This window comes from Bradyrhizobium sp. (genome assembly GCF_052389815.1).
Taxonomy (GTDB): domain Bacteria; phylum Pseudomonadota; class Alphaproteobacteria; order Rhizobiales; family Xanthobacteraceae; genus Bradyrhizobium.
Map to the genome: position 1 here is coordinate 1 of NZ_JBQTHN010000096.1, position 20224 is coordinate 20224.

A 20224-nucleotide genomic window follows, 5' to 3' on the forward strand; every position below is an offset into this window, starting at 1 on the left:
CGCTCGGACTCGCCCACCTCGAGCGAGCCGCCGCGTTGTGCGGGGAGTACGACATCCCGATCCTGTCGCCTTTGATCTTCTGTTCGCTGGGCGACGCGCGGTCCCGCTGTGGTCGAGCCGCGGAGGCGCTGCCGCTGCTGGAAAAGGCCGTGGGGCTGGCCGACGCCCGCGGCACCCTGTGGTGGCAGTCGCGGCGCACGACCTGCCTCGGCGAGGGCTACCTGCGGGCCGGCCGTCTCGAGGACGCGCACGCGACGGGCGAGCGCGCGCTGGCTCTCGCCGATGCGCATGGCGAGCGCGCGAGCCGCGCCTACGCGCTGCGGCTGCTGGGCGAGGTCCAGGCCTCGGAGCAGCGGCTTCGGGAGGCGCTCGCGTTGTCCGAGCAGCTCGGAATGGCGCCGCTGGCGGGGCGCTGCCGGGTCGACCTCGAGCGGTGACCGACTATCTGTGAATCGGGTCGACCCAGCGAACCTCCTCAGGCTTCTCGGCCGGCTCGATGCTCAGGTTGACGACGACCGCCTCGTTGTCGCTCCTCACCACCACGCACTCCAGGGGCTCGTCGGTCGAGGCGTTGATCTCCTGGTGCGGCACGTACGGCGGCACGAAGATGAAATCGCCGGGGCCGGCCTCGGCGGTGAACTGCAGCTTCTCGCCCCAGCGCATCCGCGCCTTGCCCTTCACCACGAAGATGATGCTTTCGAGATGGCCGTGGTGATGCGCGCCGGTCTTGGCGTCGGGCCGGATGGTGACGGTGCCCGCCCAGAGCTTCTGGGCGCCGGCGCGGGCGAAATTGATCGCGGCCTTGCGATCCATGCCCGGCGTCGAGGGCACGTTGGGATCGAGCTGGTTGCCGGGAATGACGCGCACGCCGTCATGCTTCCAGCGCTCCATGTCGGCGTGATCGTGATGGTCGTGCGAATGCGCTTGATCGTGGGAACCGGACATTTCCTGTGCTTTCGAATGAGTTCCTGCTGCGCCGAGAATATCGAAACGGCGGCGCGCGGACCAGTTCAATCGGGAGCGCCAGTCACAATCTTTCTTCACCTCGCCCCGCTTGCGGGGAGAGGTCGGATTGCATCGCAAGATGCAATCCGGGTGAGGGGGCTCTCCACGAGTCCCGATGCCGAAGCACCCCTCACCCCGCCCTCTAAGAGCGAGCTTCGCTCGTCTCGACCCCGCGAAGAGCGGGGCGAGGGAGACGAGAGAGCTTACTTCACCGCGAGCAATTCGACGTCGAACATCAGCGTCGCGTTCGGCGGGATCACGCCGCCGGCACCGCGCGCACCGTAGCCGAGCGCGGGCGGGATGATCAGCGTGCGCTTGCCGCCAGCCTTCATCGTCGCAACGCCCTCGTCCCAGCCCTTGATGACGCGGCCGGCGCCGATCGGAAATTCGAACGGCTCGTTGCGGTCGACCGAGGAGTCGAATTTCTTGCCCTTCTGGCCGTTCTCATAGAGCCAGCCGGTGTAGTGCATCACGCAGGTCTGGCCGGCCTTGGGCGAAGCGCCGCTGCCTTCCTTGACGTCGATGATCTGCAGACCTGAAGCCGTGGTCATGGGTTTCCCTTTCTGCGCGGCAGCGCTGGTGGCGATCGCGGCAGCGACGCCACCGAGCATGGTCGAAAGGATGGTGCGCCGTGAAGATCGCATTGCCGATACCTCTGCTTGAATGAACTCGTTCGTTTGAGCATGATCATTTCCGAAAACCGGTTCCCACTTTTCGGGATCATGCTCTAGTAACCGAGCGCGCAGCCGTCCTTTCGCGGATCGGAGCCGCCGGTCAGCGTGCCCTTGTCCCAGTCGATCCAGATCGCCTGGCCGCCGCCGAGCGGGCTGACGATGCTGGTGGTCTTGTGGCCGAGCTTCTTCAGCCCTTCAACGACCTCCGCCGGCACGCCATCCTCGAGCTGGTAGATGCCCTCGTAGTGCAGGCCACGCGGCATATCGATGGCCTCCTGCAGGTCGCAGCCATAGTCGAGAATGTTGGTCAGCACGTGGCACTGGCCGGTCGGCTGGTACTGCCCGCCCATCACGCCGAACGGCATGATCGAGCGGCCGTTCTTGGTCAAAAGGCCGGGGATGATGGTGTGCAGCGGCCGCTTGCCCGGCGCGATGCAATTGGGGTGGCCCGGCTGGATGCGGAAGCCGCCGGCGCGGTTCTGCAGCAGGATGCCGGTCTTGTTGGAGACGATCGCAGAACCAAAGGAATGCGCGATCGAATTGATGAAGGAGCAGACGTTGCGGTCCTTGTCGACCACGGTGACGTAGATCGTCGATGGATTCATTGGCGGCGCCACATTCGGCAATTCCAGCACGCGGTCCATGCGGATCTTGCCGACATGCTCCTCGGCGAATTCCCTGGCGAGGATGCGCACCACGTCGACGTCGACATGCTTGGGATCGGCAATGAACTGCTCGCGCATCATGTAGGCGATGCGGGCCGCTTCCGCCTCGATGTGGAAACGCTCGACGCTGACGGGCGCGAACTTCGTCAGGTCGAAGCGCGAGAGGATGTTGAGCATCACCAGCATGGTGATGCCCGGGCCGTTCGGCGGACACTGCCAGGCGTCATAGCCCTTGTAGCCGGTGCCGATCGGCACGGTGGTCTCGGTGCTGTGGGCGGCGAAATCGTCCAGCGTATGCAGGCCGCCGATGCCGCGCAGCGTCTCGACCATGTCCTCGGCGATCTCGCCCTTGTAGAAGGCCTCGCGACCCTTGCCGGCGATCGCGCGCAGTGTCATGCCGAGCTCGGGCTGATGGATGACGTCGCCGGCGACGGCGGGCTTGCCGCCGGGCAACAGATAGCGCTCGGTGTTGGTGCCCTTCTTCAGCTTCTCGAACTGGTTCTTCCAGTCGAAGGCAATGCGCGGCGACACCACGTAGCCTTCTTCCGCCGCCTTGATCGCGGGCTGCAGCAGCGTGTCGAGGCCGAGCTTGCCGTGGTCGCGCAGGATCGTTGCCCAGGCGTCGACCGCGCCCGGAATGCTCACCGCATGCGCCGAGGTCAGCGGCACCGCGTTGATCTTGCGCTCCAGATACCATTCCGCCTTCGCGGCCATCGGCGCGCGGCCAGAGCCGTTATAAGCCGTGATCTTGCCCTCGCCGTTCTTCTGCAAGAGCGCAAAGCAGTCGCCGCCGATGCCGGTCGATTGCGGCTCGATCACCCCGAGCAGCGCGCAGGCCGCAACCGCAGCGTCCGCCGCCGTACCGCCGGCGCGCAGCACGTCGATCGCCGTCATCGCCGCGAGCGGGTGCGAGGTCGCAACCATCGCATTCTGGGCATGGACGGTCGACCGACCGGCGAAATGGAAGCTTCTCATGGAGGGCTCTCTTGTCGTTGTCCGGCAGGCGGGATAACCGGAAAAAGCCGGGCTAGATGACATATTCGGGGCAGGCAGCGCAATGGCTGCCCGCGCATGACGCATCGGCACGGCCGCCGGGAAGATCGCGGGTCCGGCGGGGTTTTCCCTTCCCTGCCCCCCTGATAAACCACGGCCATGGCTTACAGGGTCGCCGCCTTCTATCAGTTCGCCGCGCTGCCGGACTTCCGGGAATTGCGCGAGCCCTTGCGCGCGCTGTGCGCTGCACACGGACTCAAGGGCAGCGTGCTGCTGGCAAATGAAGGCATCAACGGAACGCTCGCGGGCAGCGTCGAGGGCATCGCCGGGCTCGTCGAGGCGTTGCAACATGGGCCGCTGTTCGCCGGTCGGCTCGACAATCTCGAACTGAAATATTCGACGGCGGGTGCCGCGCCGTTCCAACGCCTGAAGGTGCGGCTGAAGAATGAGATCGTCACGCTCGGCGCGGCCGATGCCGATCCCACAAAGCGGGTGGGCACTTATGTGGACGCTGCCCACTGGAACGACCTGATCGCCGATCCCGCAACGCTGGTACTCGACACCCGCAACGCCTTCGAAGTCGCGATGGGCACGTTCGCGGGTGCGGTCGATCCGGGGATCAAGAGCTTCGGCGAGTTCAAGCAATTCACGACGCAGCGGCTCGATCCGGCAAGGCATCGCAGGATCGCGATGTTCTGCACCGGCGGCATCCGCTGCGAGAAGGCGAGCGCCTACCTGCTGGCGCGCGGGTTCGCCGAGGTGTTCCATCTCAGGGGCGGCATCCTGAAATATCTGGAAGACATGCCGGAGAGCCAGAGCCGCTGGCGCGGCGAATGCTTCGTGTTCGACGAGCGCGTCGCGCTCGGCCACGGCTTGCGGGAGCGGCAGAAATGAGCGAACTGCAGGGCTTGAGCGAGCGCGTCGACGCACTGGAAGCACGCATCGCCTATCAGGACGACACGATCGAGACGCTGAATGCGACCATCACGACGCAATGGAAGCAGATCGACGCGCTGACGCGGCAACTCGCGGCCCTGAACGACCGCCTAAGGGAAGCCGAGGCGCGCGCCCCGGGCCCAGCCAACGAACGCCCGCCCCATTATTGAGGCTGGCGCGTCCCATTATCGAGCTTCGTCAGCGGAATGCCGCCGTGATCTCGCCCTATGGCGAGGCGTTCTTGTGATCGCCATCGGGCTTGGATTTCGCGGGCTGCGTGGCGCTGACGGGATCGGACGCGGGGAACGTATCCCGCAATCCTGCCTCGAGTTCCTCGTGAGTCTCGCGATCAGCCTTCAGCGCTTCCCGCGGATCGACGGCGTGCTTGTCGTGCGCGGCAGGATCGAACTTTTTGGCCGGCTTTTCAGCCATGAATGCCTCCATTTGCCGGGACAACGCGAGGGTCGGCTGCACGGTTCCCTCGCCGCCCCCGCCGGTGTATGGGAACTCCGGTTGGCCAAGGCCGCCACGACGTGTATCAGGATGGCCCTACGTTGATCCCGGGAAGCCAGTGACAAAGCCCTTTATCGAAGTATTGGCCGGCAAGCGCCAGGCGGTGCCGCCGATCTGGATGATGCGCCAGGCCGGCCGTTATTTGCCGGAATACCGCGCGCTGCGCGAGAAGGCAGGCAGCTTTCTCGATCTCTGCTTCACGCCGGAATATGCCGCCGAGGTGACGCTGCAGCCGATCCGCCGCTTCAATTTCGATGCCGCGATCATCTTTTCCGACATTCTCGTCATTCCCCATGCGCTCGGCCGCTCGGTCCGGTTCGAGGCCGGCGAAGGGCCGCGGCTCGATCCGCTGGACACGCCGGAGAAGGTTTCGACGCTCGCGGCGAAAGCCGATTTCGGCAAGCTGGAGCCGGTCTATGAAGCCCTGCGCCGCGCGCGCGCCGAGCTCGACCCGACGATCGCGCTGATCGGCTTCTGCGGCGCGCCGTGGACGGTTGCGACCTACATGGTCGCGGGACAAGGCACACCCGACCAGGCGCCGGCGCGGATGATGGCGTACCGCCACCCAGAGGCGTTTGCCGGCATCATCGACGTGCTGGTCGAGAACTCCATTCAATACCTTGTCGGGCAATTGAAGGCCGGCGCGGACGCGCTGCAGGTTTTCGACACCTGGGCCGGCGTGCTGCCGCCGCGGGAATTCGAGCGCTGGTCGATCGAGCCGGCGCGGCGCATCATCGAAGGCGTGCGCAAACAGGCTCCTGACGCAAAGATCATCGGCTTTCCCCGCGGCGCAACCGGCCTGCTGCCGGCCTATGTCGAGGCGACCGGGGTCAACGCCGTCAGCATCGACTGGACTGCCGAGCCCTCGATGATCCGCGAGCGCGTGCAGAGCAAAGTCGCCATACAAGGCAACCTCGATCCGCTGGTGCTGATCGCAGGCGGCGCGGCGCTCGACCGCGCGGTAGATGAGGTGCTGGCGAACTACGGCAAGGGCCGGCTGATCTTCAATCTCGGCCACGGCATCCAGCCGGAGACGCCGATCGCGCATGTCGAGCAGATGGTGCGACGGGTTCGGGATTATGAGGGCTGAACCTGCGCGGCGTGCTCACCTTACGCAGAATCTTCCATCGCCTCCTCCGGCCGGCTGCGCTCGATGATCTCGGCGGCGCCCTTGGCGAGCAGCTCCAGCGCCACCGCGCGGCCGAGTTCGCGCGGGCGGTCGGCGGGGCCGGTGCGCGACGTCTCGATGATGCGCGAGCCGGCATGATCCAGCACCGAAGCGGTGAGCGACATGTCAGCACCCTTGATCTCGGCGTGGCCCGCGATCGGCGAGTTGCAGTGGCCGTTGAGCACCCACAGCACCTCGCGCTCGGCGTCGGCGCAGGCGTGCGCCGTGGGATCGTCGATCAGCGAAAGCGTCTGCCGGGTCGCAAAGTCGCGCGCGCTGCATTCCACCGCGACGATGCCCTGCCCTACTGCGGGGAGCATTTCCTGCACGGAGAACTCATAGGCGATGCGCTCGGCAAGGCCGACCCGTTGCAGGCCCGAGCGCGCCATGATCAGCGCGTCGGCCGGCCCCACCGCGCCGCCGTCGGGCAGCCGCTGCATCTCGGCATTGTCGAGCTTGCGTACGCGGGTGTCGGCGGCGCCGCGATAGTGGATGATCTCGGCATCCGGAAACAGTCTTCGTGCATAGGCCGCGCGCCGCACCGCATTGGTGCCGATCTTAAAGCCCTTGCCGCGCCCGCGCCGGAAATCGTCGAGCGACAGTCCCGGCCGCAGCACCAATGCATCGCCCGGCGGATCGCGCGCCAGGGTCGCGCCGATGACGAGGCCGGGCGTGTCCTCATTGCCCGGCATGTCCTTCAACGAATGCATCGCGGCATGGAGTTCGCCGGCCAGCATGGCGGCGCGGATTTGCGCGACAAAGGCGCCGCCCTTGCCGCCATGCGGCAACAGCTTGCCGGTCTGGTCGGTATCGCCTGACGTGTCGAACTTGACGATCTCGACCTCGAGGCGTGGGGAGGCGCGCACGAGCTGCCGCGCGATCTCGTCGGTCTGGGCGAGCGCCATGACGCTCTTGCGCGTGCCTATCCTTAATGCGGCCATATATTGCCTTCGCTGGGCGCGCCCCTAGCGCGCATCCTCCAGGATCATATCAGAGGCCTTCTCGGCTATCATGATCGTGGGGGCATTGGTATTGCCCGACATCAAATCCGGCATGATGGAGGCATCGACCACGCGCAGGCCCTCGATGCCGCGGACTTTCAGGCGCTGGTCGACCACGGCGAGCGGATCGTTGCCCATCCGGCAGGTCGAGGTCGGATGATAGACGGTCGAGCCGGTCTGGCGGCAGAACTCCAGGATCTGGTCGTCGCTGACGACCCTGGCACCGGGATAGACCTCTTCCGTCACATAGGCCTTCAGTGCGGGCTTGGCGAGGATACCGCGAAGAACCCTGATGCCGTCGATAAAGGCGCGGCGGTCGGTTTCGGTGGCGAGATAATTGATGCGGATTTCCGGCGGCTGCGCAGGATCGGCGCTCCTGATGCGCAGCGTACCGCGGCTCTCCGGGCGCAACTGGCACACCGAGGCGGTGAAGCCGGAGAACGGATGCAGCTTCTCGCCCATCTTGTCGGTGGAGAACGGGATGAAATGGATCTGGATGTCGGGCGAGGCGAGCCGCGGGCTGGTCTTGAAGAACGCGCCCGAGGTGCCGGCGGCGATCGTCAGCGGCCCCTTGCGCAGCGCCGCCCATTGCATGCCCGCCAGCACCCGGCGCACGGGATTGTTGACGACGTCGTTGAGCGTGCAGGCTTGCGGGCAGCGCGTCACGATGCGCACCTGCAAGTGATCCTGCAGGTCGTTGCCGACGCCGGGTGAATCGAGCACGACCGCGATGCCGTGACTTTTCAGCAGGTCCGCCGGTCCGACTCCGGAGAGCTGCAAGAGCTGCGGCGAATTGTAGGCACCGCTCGACACCAGGATTTCGCGGCGCGCTCGCGCCGTGCGCAACTGGCCGCGCTGCTTGTACTCGACGGACCGCGCGCGGCGCCCCTCGAAGAGAATGCGCTGCGCAAGTGCGTCGGTCTCGATGTGCAGATTGCCGCGGTTCTTCGCGGGGCGCAGATAGGAGAAGGCGCTGCTGGCGCGGCGGCCGCGCCGCGTGGTGGTCTGGAAGAAGCCTGCCCCTTCCTGCTTCGCGCCGTTGAAATCCGGATTGAAGGGCAGGCCGGCCTCGACGGCCGCCTTCACGAACGCTTCCGACAGCGGATCGTGATGACGCCAGTCCGACACCGGCAGCGGGCCGCCCGCGCCGTGATATTTGTCCTCGCCGCGCTGCTGGTTCTCGGCCTTCCTGAAATAAGGCAGCACGTCCTCATAGCCCCAGCCGGCATTGCCGCGCTGGCGCCAGCGGTCGTAATCCTCGTGCTGGCCGCGCACATACAAGAGACCGTTGATCGAGCTCGATCCGCCCAGCACCTTGCCGCGCGGCTGGAACACCTGGCGGCCGTTCAGTCCGGGCTCCGGCTCGGTCTGGTACATCCAGTTGACGGCCTTTTCCTTGAACAGCTTGCCGTAGCCGACGGGAACGTGGATCCAGATGTTGCTGTCCTTCGGGCCGGCCTCCAGCAGCAGCACCGAATGCTTGCCGTCGGCCGAGAGGCGATTGGCCAGCACGCAGCCGGCGGAGCCGGCGCCGACGACGACGTAATCGAATTCGGAAGCTTCGTTGTTATTTTTCATTGCGTTCCCGCACCGTTGTTACGACGGTGGTACAGACAAAGCCGCCTCTTGAAAAGCCTGCCGTCCTGCGTGCAGGTTCTGGAGCAGATGCCGGACCAGCATGTTCAGCTGCGCGGCATTCTCGGCGCCGCCGTAGACGTAACGGTCCGGGCGGACGATCACCGCCGCGACGGCGCTTTGCCGCATCCAGTCGGCAAAGAGGCTTTCGCCTTCGACCACGGTGAGGATGCCTCCACGATCGGAAGGCTCGCCCGATGTGGCAATGACGACGCACTCGCCGCCGATCTGCTGCCAGCCGGCGTGCGAGACGTCTGACATCCATCCCATCGGCTCAGGCGTAGCCGAGACGATCGCGAACTCCGGCTTGAGCAGATCGTCGAGCCGCCGCACCGCGCCATCTGGCCCACGCACATGCGGCTGCACGAACAGCCTTCCCGCAAGCCTCGCATCCGGCGCGATCAGGCCGGAGACAAGATCGGGAATGAATCGCTGGCGCACGGTCACGGCCTTTCCGGACTTCAGGTCGGCGCGCAGACGCACATCGCGTGCCGCCGCAGCGGCGGGATCGAGCTCGCCGATGATCGTGCCGAACTCCTTGGCGCTTGCGACGACCGCACGAACATGTGGCTTGCGCTCGATCTCGTAGCTGTCGAGCAGTCCGTCGTCGGCATCGCCGCGCAGCACGAGCGCCAGTTTCCAGGCGAGATTGGCGGCGTCGCGGATACCGGCACAGAGCCCCTGCCCCAGGAAGGGCGGCGTCTGATGCACCGCATCGCCCATCAGGAGCACGCGGCGGTCGCGCCAGCGTTCCCCGAGCAATGCGTGGAAGCGATAGACCGCCGAGCGCCAGATCGTGAGGTCGGAAATGTCGGTGAATCCCCGGAGCAGCCGGATGACGTTGTCGGGCGCGCCGGTCGCTTCGGGATCCTCGCCCGGCAGCAGCTTGATCTCCCAGCGCCGCAGATTGCCGGGGCCGGGCACGAAGGTGCCGGGCCGCGACGGCCGGCAATATTGAAAGGCCTTCGCAGGACGCTTGTTGGGCTCGCTGGTCAGCGCATCCACCACCATCCACCATTCGTCGAAGGCGAGATCCTCGAGGCCGGCGCCGATCTGCCTGCGCACGAGACTGTTGGCGCCGTCGCAGCCGACGAGATAGCGCGCGCGCAGGGTGAATTCGTCGCCGTCGTCGCGACGCACCGACAATGACACGGACGACTTGTCCTGCGTCAGCGACAGGCCGGTCGCCGAAAGAAAGACCTGCACATTGTCGTATCCGGTCAGCTTTTCACGCAGCGCCTTCTCGGCGTCCGGCTGCACGAAGGTCGCGTTTGGAATCCAGCCGAGCGGATAAGGCGGCGGCATCGGGTCGAAGATCTTGATGATGTCGCCGTCGACGCCGAGAAACTGCGTGCCGTTGTGTGGCGCGATCGCGCCTTCCATGTAGCCGGCAAGACCGATGGCCTGGAATATGCGCAGCGCCTCGTGATCCACGACAATCGCACGCGGCTTGTCGTAGACCGCGGCCGTGCGCTCGATCACCGCGATCTTCAGACCGCGTTTGGCGAGCAGGTTGGCGAAGACCGCGCCGACGGGGCCGAGGCCGACGATCACGGCGTCGTAGATCGAATGCATTTTCAAGGCGCGTTTCCCGGAGAACGAGATTTCGTGGCGGGGAGGCTCATGCGCGCGACCTTCTCTTTTGCCGCCGCCGACGGCGCGGGGCACAGCGAAACCACTCAAGTTTTCACGAAAAAGACATCGGGTTTCAAGCTGGTGCCGGAACCGCGGCCTCCGCGGCACCGGACCTTCGGTGAGCCAAGGCGCCATCGCCTCGGGCCTTTGTATCGATTTGTTAGCGATGCCGAGGATTGGAACGTGCCAGCATGTCGCATTCGGGGTTGCCTACCCGCAATAATTCACGGTTTGTCAAAGGTTTGCGCCGAACTTCGACCAGCCCAGTGTTGAGGCAACGGTGTAGGGTCCCGATGCGGGCAAATCTGAACTCCTATTTCTCAAAGCTGTTCGCCGGCGAACTGTCCGCCTTCGGCGTACCACCGTCGGATGAAGCGATCGCTGGCTACATTCGTGCCGAGCAGATAACCCTCGTACTCGGCTATACGGCCGGCATCATGCTGGCCAACGCCTGCAATGCGACGGTGCTCGCTGTTGCGCTGTGGCATTCGCCGGATCGCAACCTCGCTCTGGGCTGGGCTGCCATGGTAGCCGGCGGCGCGATCTTCCTCGGCATCCGGGCGCATTCATCGCGGCGAATCGCAAAACCCCAGTTCGTGTCCCGCCGTACCATGCATCGGCTGGTGCGCAATGCACTGATCCTCGGCACGGCCTGGGGGATCGTCCCCGTGGCTTTCTTCGCCGACGCGTCCAGCGGCGCACAGCTCGTCATCACCTGCCTTTGCGCCGGTATGCTCGCTGGCGGCGCCTTCGCCTTTGCCACCATCCCAGTGGCCGCAATCGCGTTCACGGCGCCGATCTTCCTAGGCATCGCGATTTGCCTCGGCAGGAACGACGACTTCGTTTATGTGCTCGTCGCCATTCTCGTTGTCGTCTATGGCTTCGTGCTGCTGCGCGGCGTCTTCCTCAATTCCTTCGAATTCACGCGGCGCATCGTTGCCCAACTCGAAGCCGAACGAACCGTTCGGCAGGATCCGCTTACGCATCTGCCGAACCGTTTCGCCTTCAACGAGACGCTCGACGGCGCCCATACCCGGCTGGCGCAAACCGGCGAGGAATTCGCCGTGCTTCTGCTTGACCTCGATCGCTTCAAGGAGGTGAACGACAAGTTCGGCCATCCGGCCGGCGACGAATTTCTGATCCAGGTCGCGGCGCGATTGCAGCGCTGCACCCGCGCCGCTGAGCATGTCGCGCGCATCGGCGGTGACGAGTTTGCGCTCATCATGACCAAGCTCACCCGGGCGGAAGAGGCTCTCGAGATCGCCGAAAGGTTCGTTGCGGCCTTTTGCGATCCCTTCCTGATCGACGGATACGAAGTCGTAGGGGCGACCAGCGTCGGCATCGTGCTGGCACCGCGCGACGGCAGCAGCTCTCACGAACTGCTCAAGCATGTCGATATGGCGCTCTATCGCGCAAAAAAGGCCGGCCCGGGCTCGATCTGCTTCTTCGAGGCCAGCGACGACAAGCAGACGCGCGATCGCATGGCGCTGCAGCGCGACCTGGAGCGAGCTATCGAAAGGAACGAGCTGTTCCTGGTCTATCAACCCTTCCTTGATATCGATCAAGACCGGATCACCGGTTTCGAGGCCTTGCTGCGCTGGCAACACCCGACGCGCGGTTTGATTCCGCCCAGCGAGTTCATTCCGATCGCCGAAGAAAGCGGACTGATTCATCAGCTCGGCGAATGGGTCTTGCGCCGCGCCTGCGTGACGCTGTCGACGTTGCCGGCGGACGTCCGGATCGCGGTCAACGTTTCGGCGGTCCAGTTCAACCATGCCGGCATCCTGCAGGCCACCATGCAGGCGCTTGCCGATGCCGGCGTCAGTGCAAACCGCCTCGAAGTCGAGATCACGGAATCGATGCTGATCTCGAAATATGGATCGGCGTCCTCGATCCTGAATTCACTGCTGCAGCTCGGCGTCACGGTCGCGCTCGATGATTTCGGAACAGGATTCTCATCGCTCACCTACCTGCGCAAGCTGCCGTTCAGCCGCATCAAGATCGACCAGTCTTTCATCAGGGACATGCTGTCTCAGCCGGATTGCGCCGCAATCGTGAAATCGGTCATCGGACTCGCGCAGGACCTGCGCATCGGCGTGGTGGCGGAAGGCGTCGAGACGGCGGACCAGCTCGAATATCTGCGTCAGGCTGGCTGCGACGAGGCACAGGGTTATCTCATCGGGCGGCCGGAATCGGCCGACCGGATGCCGGCCCTGCTTGACTCGGAGAAGCTGCGGTCAGATCAGGCTGCGTGAGGCCTCAGGCGGCCTGCGTGCGATGCAGCGTATCCACCGTCAGGACGCCGCGGGCGCGCGACACGCAGGGGCAGATCTTGCGGTTTTCGCGCTTCTGGTGGTCGCTGAGGAAGACGTCGCGATGGTCGATCTCGCCCTCGAAGCCGACGACGTCGATGGCGCAGACGCCGCACTCGCCGCGGCGGCAGTCGGAAATTACCTCGTGCCCGGCTTCGTTGAGCACGTCGAGCATCGAGCGGTCGCCGGGAATCACGAGTTCGACACCGGCGTCCACCAGCCGCACCCGGAACGCTTCGGTCGGCAACAGACCACTGGAGCCGAAGGTCTCATAGGAGAGATCGGAAAGCGGCCGACCGGCGGCGAGCAAGGCATGGTGGGCGGCATCGAGCATGCGCATCGGACCGCAGAACAGCGTCATGGCGTTCTGCGGGAGTTGCGCGAATGTGGCGGCGAGATCGAGCCGCCGGCCCTGGTCGCCGGCATGAACGACGAGGCGATCGCCGAGCAGTGGCAGCAACTCTTCGAGATAGGCGGTATCGCGGCGGGAACGCACGGCATAGTGGAGGATGACGTTCGAATTGCGGCGCGCCAGCGCCTGCGCGATCCCAAGGATCGGCGTGATGCCGATGCCGCCCGCGATCAGGCAATAATGCGGCCGCGCCCAGTCGATCTGGAACTGCGTCGACGGCAATGTGATGTGCAGTCGCGCGCTTGGCGCGAGCTGCCACATGTAGCGCGAGCCGCCGCGCGAATCCGCTGCCCGGCGCACCGCGATGCGCAAGCCCCGGGGATCGGCCTCGCCCACCAGAGAATAGGAGCGTGTGTCCGGCCGCCCGTCAATCGTGACGCCGACATTGATATGGCTGCCGGGCGGAAAGCCCGCGATCGGCGCTTCCGGCCGAATCAGGAATTCGCGGATATCGGATGTGAGGTCGCGCGTCGCGACCAGCGTGGCCGATGTCCAGGTCTCGACAAAACGCATGACGCTCTCCCTAAACCTCCGACGTGCGGACCAGCGCCAGCGCCGGCAGCAGGTCCAGATGCGTGCGGTTGCGCAGCGCGAGCCGCAGATTGCGCACGGCGAGCCGCGCGTGCTCGCGCATGATCGCCTCGGCCCGCGCGCCCTCGCGGTTCTCGATGGCGTCCACCACGATGCGGTGATGATCCTGCGCGATCAGCAAAATCTGTTGCGCTTCCGGCAGCGCCGACTGCGCCATCACGAAGCCGCTGGGCGAGGCAAAGGGCAGCGCGGAAGCGCGGTCGATCTGGCGGATCAGCGGCGGGCTGCGCGACAGCTCCGTGAGCAGCGCATGGAAGCGCGCGTTCAGCGCCACATAGGAAGAAAACGCATCGACCGAGATCGGGTTCTGGCGCACCAGGACGTCGATCTCGCCGAGACATTCCTTCAGCGGTTCGAGATCGCGGGCGGAGACGCCGCGCTCGGCGGCAAAGCGCGCCGCCAGCCCCTCCAACGTGCCGCGCAGCTCGATCGAGTCAAGAATGTCGCGCTCGGAGAATGCCTTCACCATGAAGCCGCCGGAGGGAATGGCCTCCAGCAGACCCTCCTCCTCCAGCCGCACCAGCGCCATGCGCACCGGCGTGCGGGACACGCCTGTCGCCTCCACCGCCTGCAACTCGGAAATGCGCTCGCCGGGCCGCAAGGCGCCGGACAATATCTGGTCGCGCAGCGCAAGCTGCGCGCGGACGGTCTGCGAGACGGAGCGGTCGGCGTCGCGCTCGGACATGCCTTTACTCCGCGGCCTGCAATTGCGGAGGCGCTTCCTTGGCGATCATCCGGTCGATCACCCGCCGCGCCCACATCGCGCCTGCGTCGATGTTGAGGTTGTAGAACACGCGGTCGGGATTTTCGTCCATTGCGCGCTGCTGCGCCTCCAGGATGTTCTCGTCCTCGCGGAAGATGCCGGAGACGCCTTCGCGGATCTCGGTGGTCAGGCGCTGCTCACCGAGGCGATAGTTGCGCACGAAGGCCCAGAAGTAGTGACAGGTCTTCTCCGTTTCCGGCGTGATGGTGTTGAGCACGAAGCCGTTGACGCCCTGCGAACGGTCGCCTTCCGGCGCGCCGCTGCCGGCGGGCGCGACACCGACGTCGATGTTGACCGTGCACGGCGCCTCGAAATTGATGATCTGCCAGCGATCGACCGCCCCTGGCTTGTCGAGCTGAGCGGCCCAGAACGGCGGCGGCTCGATACCCTTCATCCAGCGCGTCACGGTGACGGTCTTGTCGCCATGGGTGACGTCGAACGGCGCTTCGGCCACCGCTTCATTGCCGATGGAGGAGCCGTGCACGAAGGTCTCGTGCGTGAGGTCCATCAGGTTGTCGACGACGAGACGGTAGTCGCAGTTGACGTGAATGGTCTTGCCGTCGCCGGCCCAGGCCGGATCGTCGTTCCAGTGCATGTCCGGCACCAGCGCGGGATCGGCCAGCGCCGGGTCGCCCATCCAGAGCCAGATGAAACGGTGGCGCTCGACCACGGGATAGGAGCGCACGCAGGCAGAAGGGTTGATGGTCTCCTGCGAGGGCATGAAGGTGCAGCGGCCCTGCGGGTTGAACTTCAGCCCGTGATAGCCGCACACGACGGTGTCGCCCTCGAGCCGGCCCTTGGACAGCGGCACCAGCCGGTGCCAGCAGGCGTCCTCCAGCGCGGCCACCTGCCCGTCCGCCTTCCGGTACATCACGACATGCTTGCCGCAGATCGTGCGCGGCAGCAGCGCATGCTTGACCTCGGCATCCCAGCCGGCGGCGTACCAGGCGTTCATGGGAAAGGGCTTCATGGCGGCGCTCCTCAAGAATGGATACCTCCTGTATACAATACTCCGTCGGAGTGGGCAAGAATCCGCAAATATTGGCGAATTTTCTATATTCCGGTATACATACTTGGCAAAAACGCGAACGAATCCAATGCCCTGCCCGCTCATCTGCGATCAGAGGGGTGGCCGCAACGGTGCGGAAGGAAATCGGCTGACGTTACGGCCGCAAGCTCGGATTGGTATTCGGCGTCAGCGGCAGCTCGGCTTCGGCCTCCTCCGGCAGCTTGTCACCATGCACGTGGAGCGGCGTGCCGATCCAGAGGGGATCAACGAGATGGTCGCGCTTCGGATTGGTCGTGTTGGGATGCACGAGGATGGAGAGCCCGCCGCTGTTGAGCATCAGCCACGGCACCAGATCGGCGAACACTTCCTTGGCGAAGGCCACCTGATACATCGCCTGATCGTGCGGCCCGACCTTGACGTCATGCCAGCGCCCGAGAGTGACGGAAAAGCGCTCCCCCATCCAGTTGCGCAGCTCCTCGGCTTTCGCGCGCGTCGTCGACGGATCGTAATAGATGTGGGCGTGGTAGCTCGCGATCTCCTTGATCGGACGCGGCGCACTATCGGTCATCATTGGCTCCTTTGTATCGTCAGCGCCGCCGCAGCACGCTGAACTGGAACGATTGCACCGCGCCCCATGGGGTGACGTGGCGATGGGCCTGATGTTCGACCAGTTCGAACGCGCTGCCAATGGCCTTGCTCAGGCTTTCCGGGCTGTAGCGCTGCACCGGCAGGCCGCTGCATTTCTCCGGTCCGTCGGGCGCAAAGGTCGCGACGACGGCGTGACCACCCGGCTTCACCCCGGCGTTCAGACGGGCGATGTAGGCGGCGCGTTCCTTTTCGTCGACCAGGAAGTGAAACGCGGCGCGGTCATGCCAGATATCGAAAGCCTCCGGCGGCTGCCAATCAGTTGCATCGGCAGCAATCCAGCGCACGGACGCGCCGTTTTCGCCGAGCCGGGCCTTCACCGACTGCAGCGCGGCGTCCGACACGTCCAGCACAGTGATCGCCGCAAAACCGTGTGCGAGCAACGCATCGACTAGCCGCGAAGCTCCGCCGCCAACGTCGACAATCGCAGAATTGCGATCGCGGGCAAACTTCTCGATCAGGCCGAGCGACGGCTGCGGATCGGCCTGCGTCCAGCTGACTTCCTGCTCGCCCTTCTTCAGATAGACGTTCTGCCAGTGCGACTGGCGCTCGGATAGGATCATGCGGCGCGGCCGGTTAGTTAGTTACGCAGCCCGCATCCTATCATGTTCGATGGCGCGGATGGCACCGCGCAATTCGGCGAGGCCGCGCAGCCGCCCGATCGCGGTATAGCCGGGATTGGTCCGCTTGGTCGCGGCGAGATCGTCGAGCATGCGGTGGCCGTGGTCGGGCCGGAACACGATTCTGTTATCGGCGCCGCGGCGTCGGTGTTCGGTCAGAAGCACCTTCAGCACGGCGATCATGTCGACGTCGCCGTCGAGATGGTCGGATTCATGGAAGGAGAGCCCGTCGGCCTCGCGTTTGGTTGCGCGCAGATGGGCGAAGGCGATACGCGGCGCAAAGCGTCTCGCCATGGCGGGAAGATCGTTCTCCGCGCGGACACCGAGCGAGCCGGTGCAGAAGCAAATCCCGTTCGCCTTGGACGGCACCGCATCGAACAGCGCCTGATAATCCTCCGCCGACGAGGCGATCCGCGGCAGGCCGAACAGCGGGCGCGGTGGATCGTCGGGATGCAGCGTCAGCGTCACGCCGAGTTGCTCGGCCACCGGCGTTACCTTGGCGAGAAATTCGATCAGGTGCCTTCGCAGCACGACAGAAGCGATGTCGCGATATTGGTCAAGCCGATCGCGGAATTGCGGAATGGTCATCGGCTCGGTGGTCGAGCCCGGCAATGCGCTCGCGATCACCTTGATCAGATAGTCGACGTCGGCCTGGCCCAACCCCTCAAAGAGCTGCCGCGCGCGGGCCTGCACGGCCGGAGAATACTCCCTCGCTGCACCGGGGCGTTGCAGGATGTACAACTCGAACGCGGCGAAGCGGTCCTGGTCGAAGCGCATGGCGCGCGCGCCGTTCGGCAGCTCCCATTCGAGGTCGGTGCGGCACCAGTCGACCACGGGCATGAAATTGTAGCAGACGATCCTGATGCCGGCGGCGGCGACCGCCTCGAGCGAGGCAATCCAGGCCTCGATCGAGCGCGAGGCACGGCCGCCGAGCCGCTTGACGTCGTCGGGGATCGGGATCGATTCCACCACCGACCAGGTGAGCCGCGAGCGGCCGGGCTGGCCGTTCTCGACGATGTTCTTGCGCTCCTCGACGGCCTTTCGGGTCCAGGCTTCGCCGATCGGCACCTGGTGCAGCGCGGTGACGATATGTGAAGCACCGGCCTGCCGCACGTCATCCAGCGATACGGGATCGTCGGGTCCGTACCAGCGCCATCCCTCGAGCATGTGGCAATCTCCTTGAGGCGGCCGATCAGTGCGCGGTCAGCACCACCTTGACGCTCTGCGAGCGGTCGAGCGCCAACCGCAGCGCATCGGGCGCCGCACTCAGCGGACGTTCCGCCGTGACCAGCGCCAGCACTTCAACGCTGCCGTCGGAGATCAGCTCCACCGCCGTCATGAACTCCAGGCTGAAGCGGAACGAGCCGCGCAGGTCGATCTCCTTGGCCATCACGGCATTCGACGGTGTCGGGATCTGCCCGCCCGGCAGATTGCCGATCTGCACCACGACGCCGCCGCGCCTGACGATACCGATGGCGCCGGCAAGACCTGCCGCGGTTCCCGATACTTCAAACGCCACATCGAACGGGGTTTTGGCGGCCTGCGCCTTCAGTCCTGCGTCGCCGCCGGAAATATCGAACACCCGCTCGGCGCCGAGCCGGCTCGCAAAGGCGAGCGGCGCCGGTGCGATATCGACGACGGTGACGTCGGCAACGCCGGCGCGGCGCGCGGCGAGCATGGTCAGAAGACCGATCGGACCTGCGCCGAACAGCACCGCGCGCTTGCCCTTGATGTCGCCGGCCCGCGCCACCGCATGCAGGCACACCGCGAGGGGCTCGGCCAGCGCCGCCGCTTGGTAGGACACATGGTCCGGGATCTTCACGCATTGCGCGGGGATGGCGTCGAAGTAGCTGGCAAAGCCGCCCTGCATGTGCGGCGTTTTCGACGCCGAGCCCATGAAGAAGATGTTCTCGCAGAGGTTCAGCCGGCCCTCGCGGCACGGCGTGCAGTGGCCGCACCAGCGCGAAGGATTGACGGCGACGCGATCGCCGACCTTCACGCCGGGCGCCGCACCCGCGATCTCCACGACCTCGCCTGCGATCTCGTGGCCGAGCACCAGGGGCGACGTCACCACGAAATCGCCGGTGCGGGCATGGCGGAAGTAGTGCATGTCAGAGCCGCAGATGCCGCCGGCACCGAAGCGGACGCGCACCATGCCGGGCGCCAGCGGATCGAGCGGCCGCTCGACGATGCGCAGATCCTCGGGGCCGAACAGCGTTGCGGCAAAACTCGTCAATGTCATTTCGCAAGTCCCATGTATTTCGGCAGACCGAGCGTAAGGTCGGGGATGTAGGTGATGGCGATCAACGCGAGCAAGAGCGGCACCAGCCAGGGCAGGATCGCCATGGTGGTGCGCTCGACCGAGAGCTTTGCGACGCGCGCCAGCACGAACAGCACCATGCCGAGCGGCGGATGCAGCAGACCGATCATCAGGTTCAGTGTCATGATCAGGCCGAAGTGGATCGGGTCGATGCCGAGCTTGAGCACGATCGGCAGCAGGATCGGCACCAGGATCGTGATAGCAGCGATGGTGTCGATGAAGCAGCCGACGAACAGGATCAGGATGTTGGCGAGCAGCAGGAACACCCACTTGTTCTGGGTAAAGGACAGCATCGCATCGGTCAGCATTTGCGCGGCCTGCGATACCGTCAGCAGCCAGGCGAAGATCGAGGCTGCCGTGACGATGAACAACACGGAAGCCGTGGTCTCGATGGTATCGAACGTCGCTTTCGCCACCGTGCGCAGGGTCATGGTGCGGTAGCGCACCAGTCCCAGGAACAGCGACCAGATCACCGCGGCGACCGCGGCCTCCGTCGGCGTGAACCAGCCGAGCGTCATGCCGCCGATCAGGATTACCGGCGCCATCAGCGCCATCACCGCCGAGAAGTCGAAATACCAGTCGATCGCCAGCAGCACGGCAAGCCCAATGCCGACCGCGAGGTTGACGGAGAGGCCGGCAACGACGAGCAGCCAGACCGCGAACGGGAAGGCCAGCACGATCACAATTTCCAACCCGGCCGAGCCGACCTGCGACAGGGAAAACGGCGTGTCGCTGCCCCAGCCGTTCTTATGAGCGAAATAGGCAACCGTCACCATCATGGCGAGCGTCATCAGCACGCCCGGGATGAGGCCGCCGAGGAACAGTGCGCCGATCGAGACGTTCGCCATCATACCGTAGATCACGAAGGGCAGCGACGGCGGGATGATCGGCCCCAGCGTCGCGGAAGCAGCCGTGACGCCGACGGCGAACTCGGTGGAGTAGCCGTGATCCTTCATCGCCTTGATCTCGATGGTGCCGAGACCAGCGGCATCGGCGATCGCGGTGCCGGACATGCCGGAGAAGATCACCGAGCCGACGATGTTGACGTGGCCGAGGCCGCCGCGCATCCAGCCGACCAGCGCGACGGCAAAGCGATAGATGCGCCCGGTGACGCCGGCGATGTTCATGAGGTTGCCGGCGAGGATGAAGAAGGGCACCGCAAGCAGCGGAAAACTCTCGACGCCGGCGATCATGCGCTGCGCCAGCGTCACGTCAGGTGTGATGCCGGTAACGAGGATATAGAGCAGCGAGGCCACCGCCATGGCGAGCGCAACCGGCAGGCCGACCAGCATCAGGACGAGGAACGATCCAAGCAGAAGAAGCACGG

General features: G+C 65.4%; 19 protein-coding genes and 1 pseudogene. 5 read left to right on the forward strand and 15 right to left on the reverse strand.

Going from position 1 to position 20224, the window contains the following annotated elements:
* Nucleotides 1-437: pseudogene (locus ACT4OC_RS16450) on the forward strand (adenylate cyclase); the annotation flags it as partial.
* 4 nt (nt 438-441) lie between these two features.
* Here the strand turns inward: ACT4OC_RS16450 and ACT4OC_RS16455 are convergent.
* From ACT4OC_RS16455 to ggt, 3 genes are all read right to left on the reverse strand, one after another.
* Nucleotides 442-945: a cupin domain-containing protein gene (locus ACT4OC_RS16455; protein ID WP_444840070.1), complete on the reverse strand. Its 504-nt coding sequence runs from the start codon at nt 943-945 to the stop codon at nt 442-444.
* Nucleotides 946-1208: 263 nt separating this feature from the next.
* On the reverse strand, nt 1209-1616 hold the full coding sequence (locus ACT4OC_RS16460; RefSeq protein ID WP_444840197.1) for an FKBP-type peptidyl-prolyl cis-trans isomerase: 408 nt from the start codon (nt 1614-1616) through the stop codon (nt 1209-1211).
* Nucleotides 1617-1732: 116 nt separating this feature from the next.
* Entirely contained in the window at nt 1733-3319 is a 1587-nt protein-coding gene (gene ggt, locus ACT4OC_RS16465; protein ID WP_444840071.1) for a gamma-glutamyltransferase, read from the reverse strand.
* A gap of 177 nt (nt 3320-3496) precedes the next feature.
* Between ggt and trhO the strand changes: the two genes are divergently transcribed.
* Both trhO and ACT4OC_RS16475 read left to right on the forward strand, forming a co-directional pair.
* Entirely contained in the window at nt 3497-4231 is a 735-nt protein-coding gene (gene trhO, locus ACT4OC_RS16470) for an oxygen-dependent tRNA uridine(34) hydroxylase TrhO (protein ID WP_444840072.1), read from the forward strand.
* A complete protein-coding gene (locus ACT4OC_RS16475; RefSeq protein WP_444840073.1) occupies nt 4228-4443 on the forward strand; it encodes a SlyX family protein in 216 nt (71 codons plus the stop codon). Before trhO ends, ACT4OC_RS16475 begins: the two co-directional genes overlap by 4 nt.
* A 55-nt stretch (nt 4444-4498) precedes the next feature.
* Here the strand turns inward: ACT4OC_RS16475 and ACT4OC_RS16480 are convergent, their stop codons facing one another.
* Entirely contained in the window at nt 4499-4705 is a 207-nt protein-coding gene (locus ACT4OC_RS16480) for a hypothetical protein (protein WP_444840074.1), read from the reverse strand.
* Between the two features lie 139 nt (nt 4706-4844).
* Here ACT4OC_RS16480 and hemE point away from each other — a divergent pair, with 139 nt between their 5' ends.
* Nucleotides 4845-5876 (forward strand): uroporphyrinogen decarboxylase, encoded by a 1032-nt coding sequence (gene hemE / locus ACT4OC_RS16485; RefSeq protein ID WP_444840075.1) that lies wholly within the window; start codon nt 4845-4847, stop codon nt 5874-5876.
* Nucleotides 5877-5896: 20 nt separating this feature from the next.
* On the opposite strand, the gene hemC is transcribed toward hemE, so the two are convergent.
* From hemC to mhpA, 3 genes are read right to left on the reverse strand one after another with little or no spacing between them, the layout of a single operon-like run.
* On the reverse strand, nt 5897-6895 hold the full coding sequence (hemC, locus tag ACT4OC_RS16490; RefSeq protein WP_444840076.1) for a hydroxymethylbilane synthase: 999 nt from the start codon (nt 6893-6895) through the stop codon (nt 5897-5899).
* A 24-nt stretch (nt 6896-6919) separates the two neighbouring features.
* The gene (locus ACT4OC_RS16495; RefSeq protein WP_444840077.1) at nt 6920-8533 is read right to left on the reverse strand and encodes a GMC family oxidoreductase; all 1614 of its coding nucleotides are present in this window, start codon (nt 8531-8533) and stop codon (nt 6920-6922) included.
* A gap of 18 nt (nt 8534-8551) precedes the next feature.
* Entirely contained in the window at nt 8552-10165 is a 1614-nt protein-coding gene (gene mhpA / locus ACT4OC_RS16500) for a bifunctional 3-(3-hydroxy-phenyl)propionate/3-hydroxycinnamic acid hydroxylase MhpA (RefSeq protein WP_444840198.1), read from the reverse strand.
* Between the two features lie 353 nt (nt 10166-10518).
* Here mhpA and ACT4OC_RS16505 point away from each other — a divergent pair, with 353 nt between their 5' ends.
* Nucleotides 10519-12480: a putative bifunctional diguanylate cyclase/phosphodiesterase gene (locus tag ACT4OC_RS16505; protein WP_444840078.1), complete on the forward strand. Its 1962-nt coding sequence runs from the start codon at nt 10519-10521 to the stop codon at nt 12478-12480.
* Between the two features lie 4 nt (nt 12481-12484).
* Here the strand turns inward: ACT4OC_RS16505 and ACT4OC_RS16510 are convergent, their stop codons facing one another.
* The 8 genes from ACT4OC_RS16510 to ACT4OC_RS16545 form a co-directional block, all read right to left on the reverse strand.
* A complete protein-coding gene (locus ACT4OC_RS16510) occupies nt 12485-13462 on the reverse strand; it encodes a PDR/VanB family oxidoreductase (RefSeq protein ID WP_444840079.1) in 978 nt (325 codons plus the stop codon).
* Between the two features lie 10 nt (nt 13463-13472).
* On the reverse strand, nt 13473-14225 hold the full coding sequence (locus tag ACT4OC_RS16515; RefSeq protein WP_444840080.1) for a GntR family transcriptional regulator: 753 nt from the start codon (nt 14223-14225) through the stop codon (nt 13473-13475).
* A 4-nt stretch (nt 14226-14229) separates the two neighbouring features.
* The gene (locus ACT4OC_RS16520) at nt 14230-15273 is read right to left on the reverse strand and encodes an aromatic ring-hydroxylating dioxygenase subunit alpha (protein ID WP_444840081.1); all 1044 of its coding nucleotides are present in this window, start codon (nt 15271-15273) and stop codon (nt 14230-14232) included.
* Nucleotides 15274-15466: 193 nt separating this feature from the next.
* Nucleotides 15467-15880 (reverse strand): DOPA 4,5-dioxygenase family protein, encoded by a 414-nt coding sequence (locus ACT4OC_RS16525; protein WP_444840082.1) that lies wholly within the window; start codon nt 15878-15880, stop codon nt 15467-15469.
* 19 nt (nt 15881-15899) lie between these two features.
* On the reverse strand, nt 15900-16520 hold the full coding sequence (locus ACT4OC_RS16530) for a class I SAM-dependent methyltransferase (RefSeq protein ID WP_444840083.1): 621 nt from the start codon (nt 16518-16520) through the stop codon (nt 15900-15902).
* A gap of 21 nt (nt 16521-16541) precedes the next feature.
* The gene (gene uxuA, locus ACT4OC_RS16535; protein ID WP_444840084.1) at nt 16542-17744 is read right to left on the reverse strand and encodes a mannonate dehydratase; all 1203 of its coding nucleotides are present in this window, start codon (nt 17742-17744) and stop codon (nt 16542-16544) included.
* 25 nt (nt 17745-17769) lie between these two features.
* Nucleotides 17770-18819, reverse strand: coding sequence for an L-idonate 5-dehydrogenase (locus tag ACT4OC_RS16540; RefSeq protein WP_444840085.1), 1050 nt, complete (start codon nt 18817-18819; stop codon nt 17770-17772).
* Nucleotides 18816-20222, reverse strand: coding sequence for a TRAP transporter large permease (locus ACT4OC_RS16545; protein WP_444840086.1), 1407 nt, complete (start codon nt 20220-20222; stop codon nt 18816-18818). The genes ACT4OC_RS16540 and ACT4OC_RS16545 overlap by 4 nt, the downstream gene beginning before the upstream one ends.
* Nucleotides 20223-20224 lie beyond the last annotated feature (2 nt).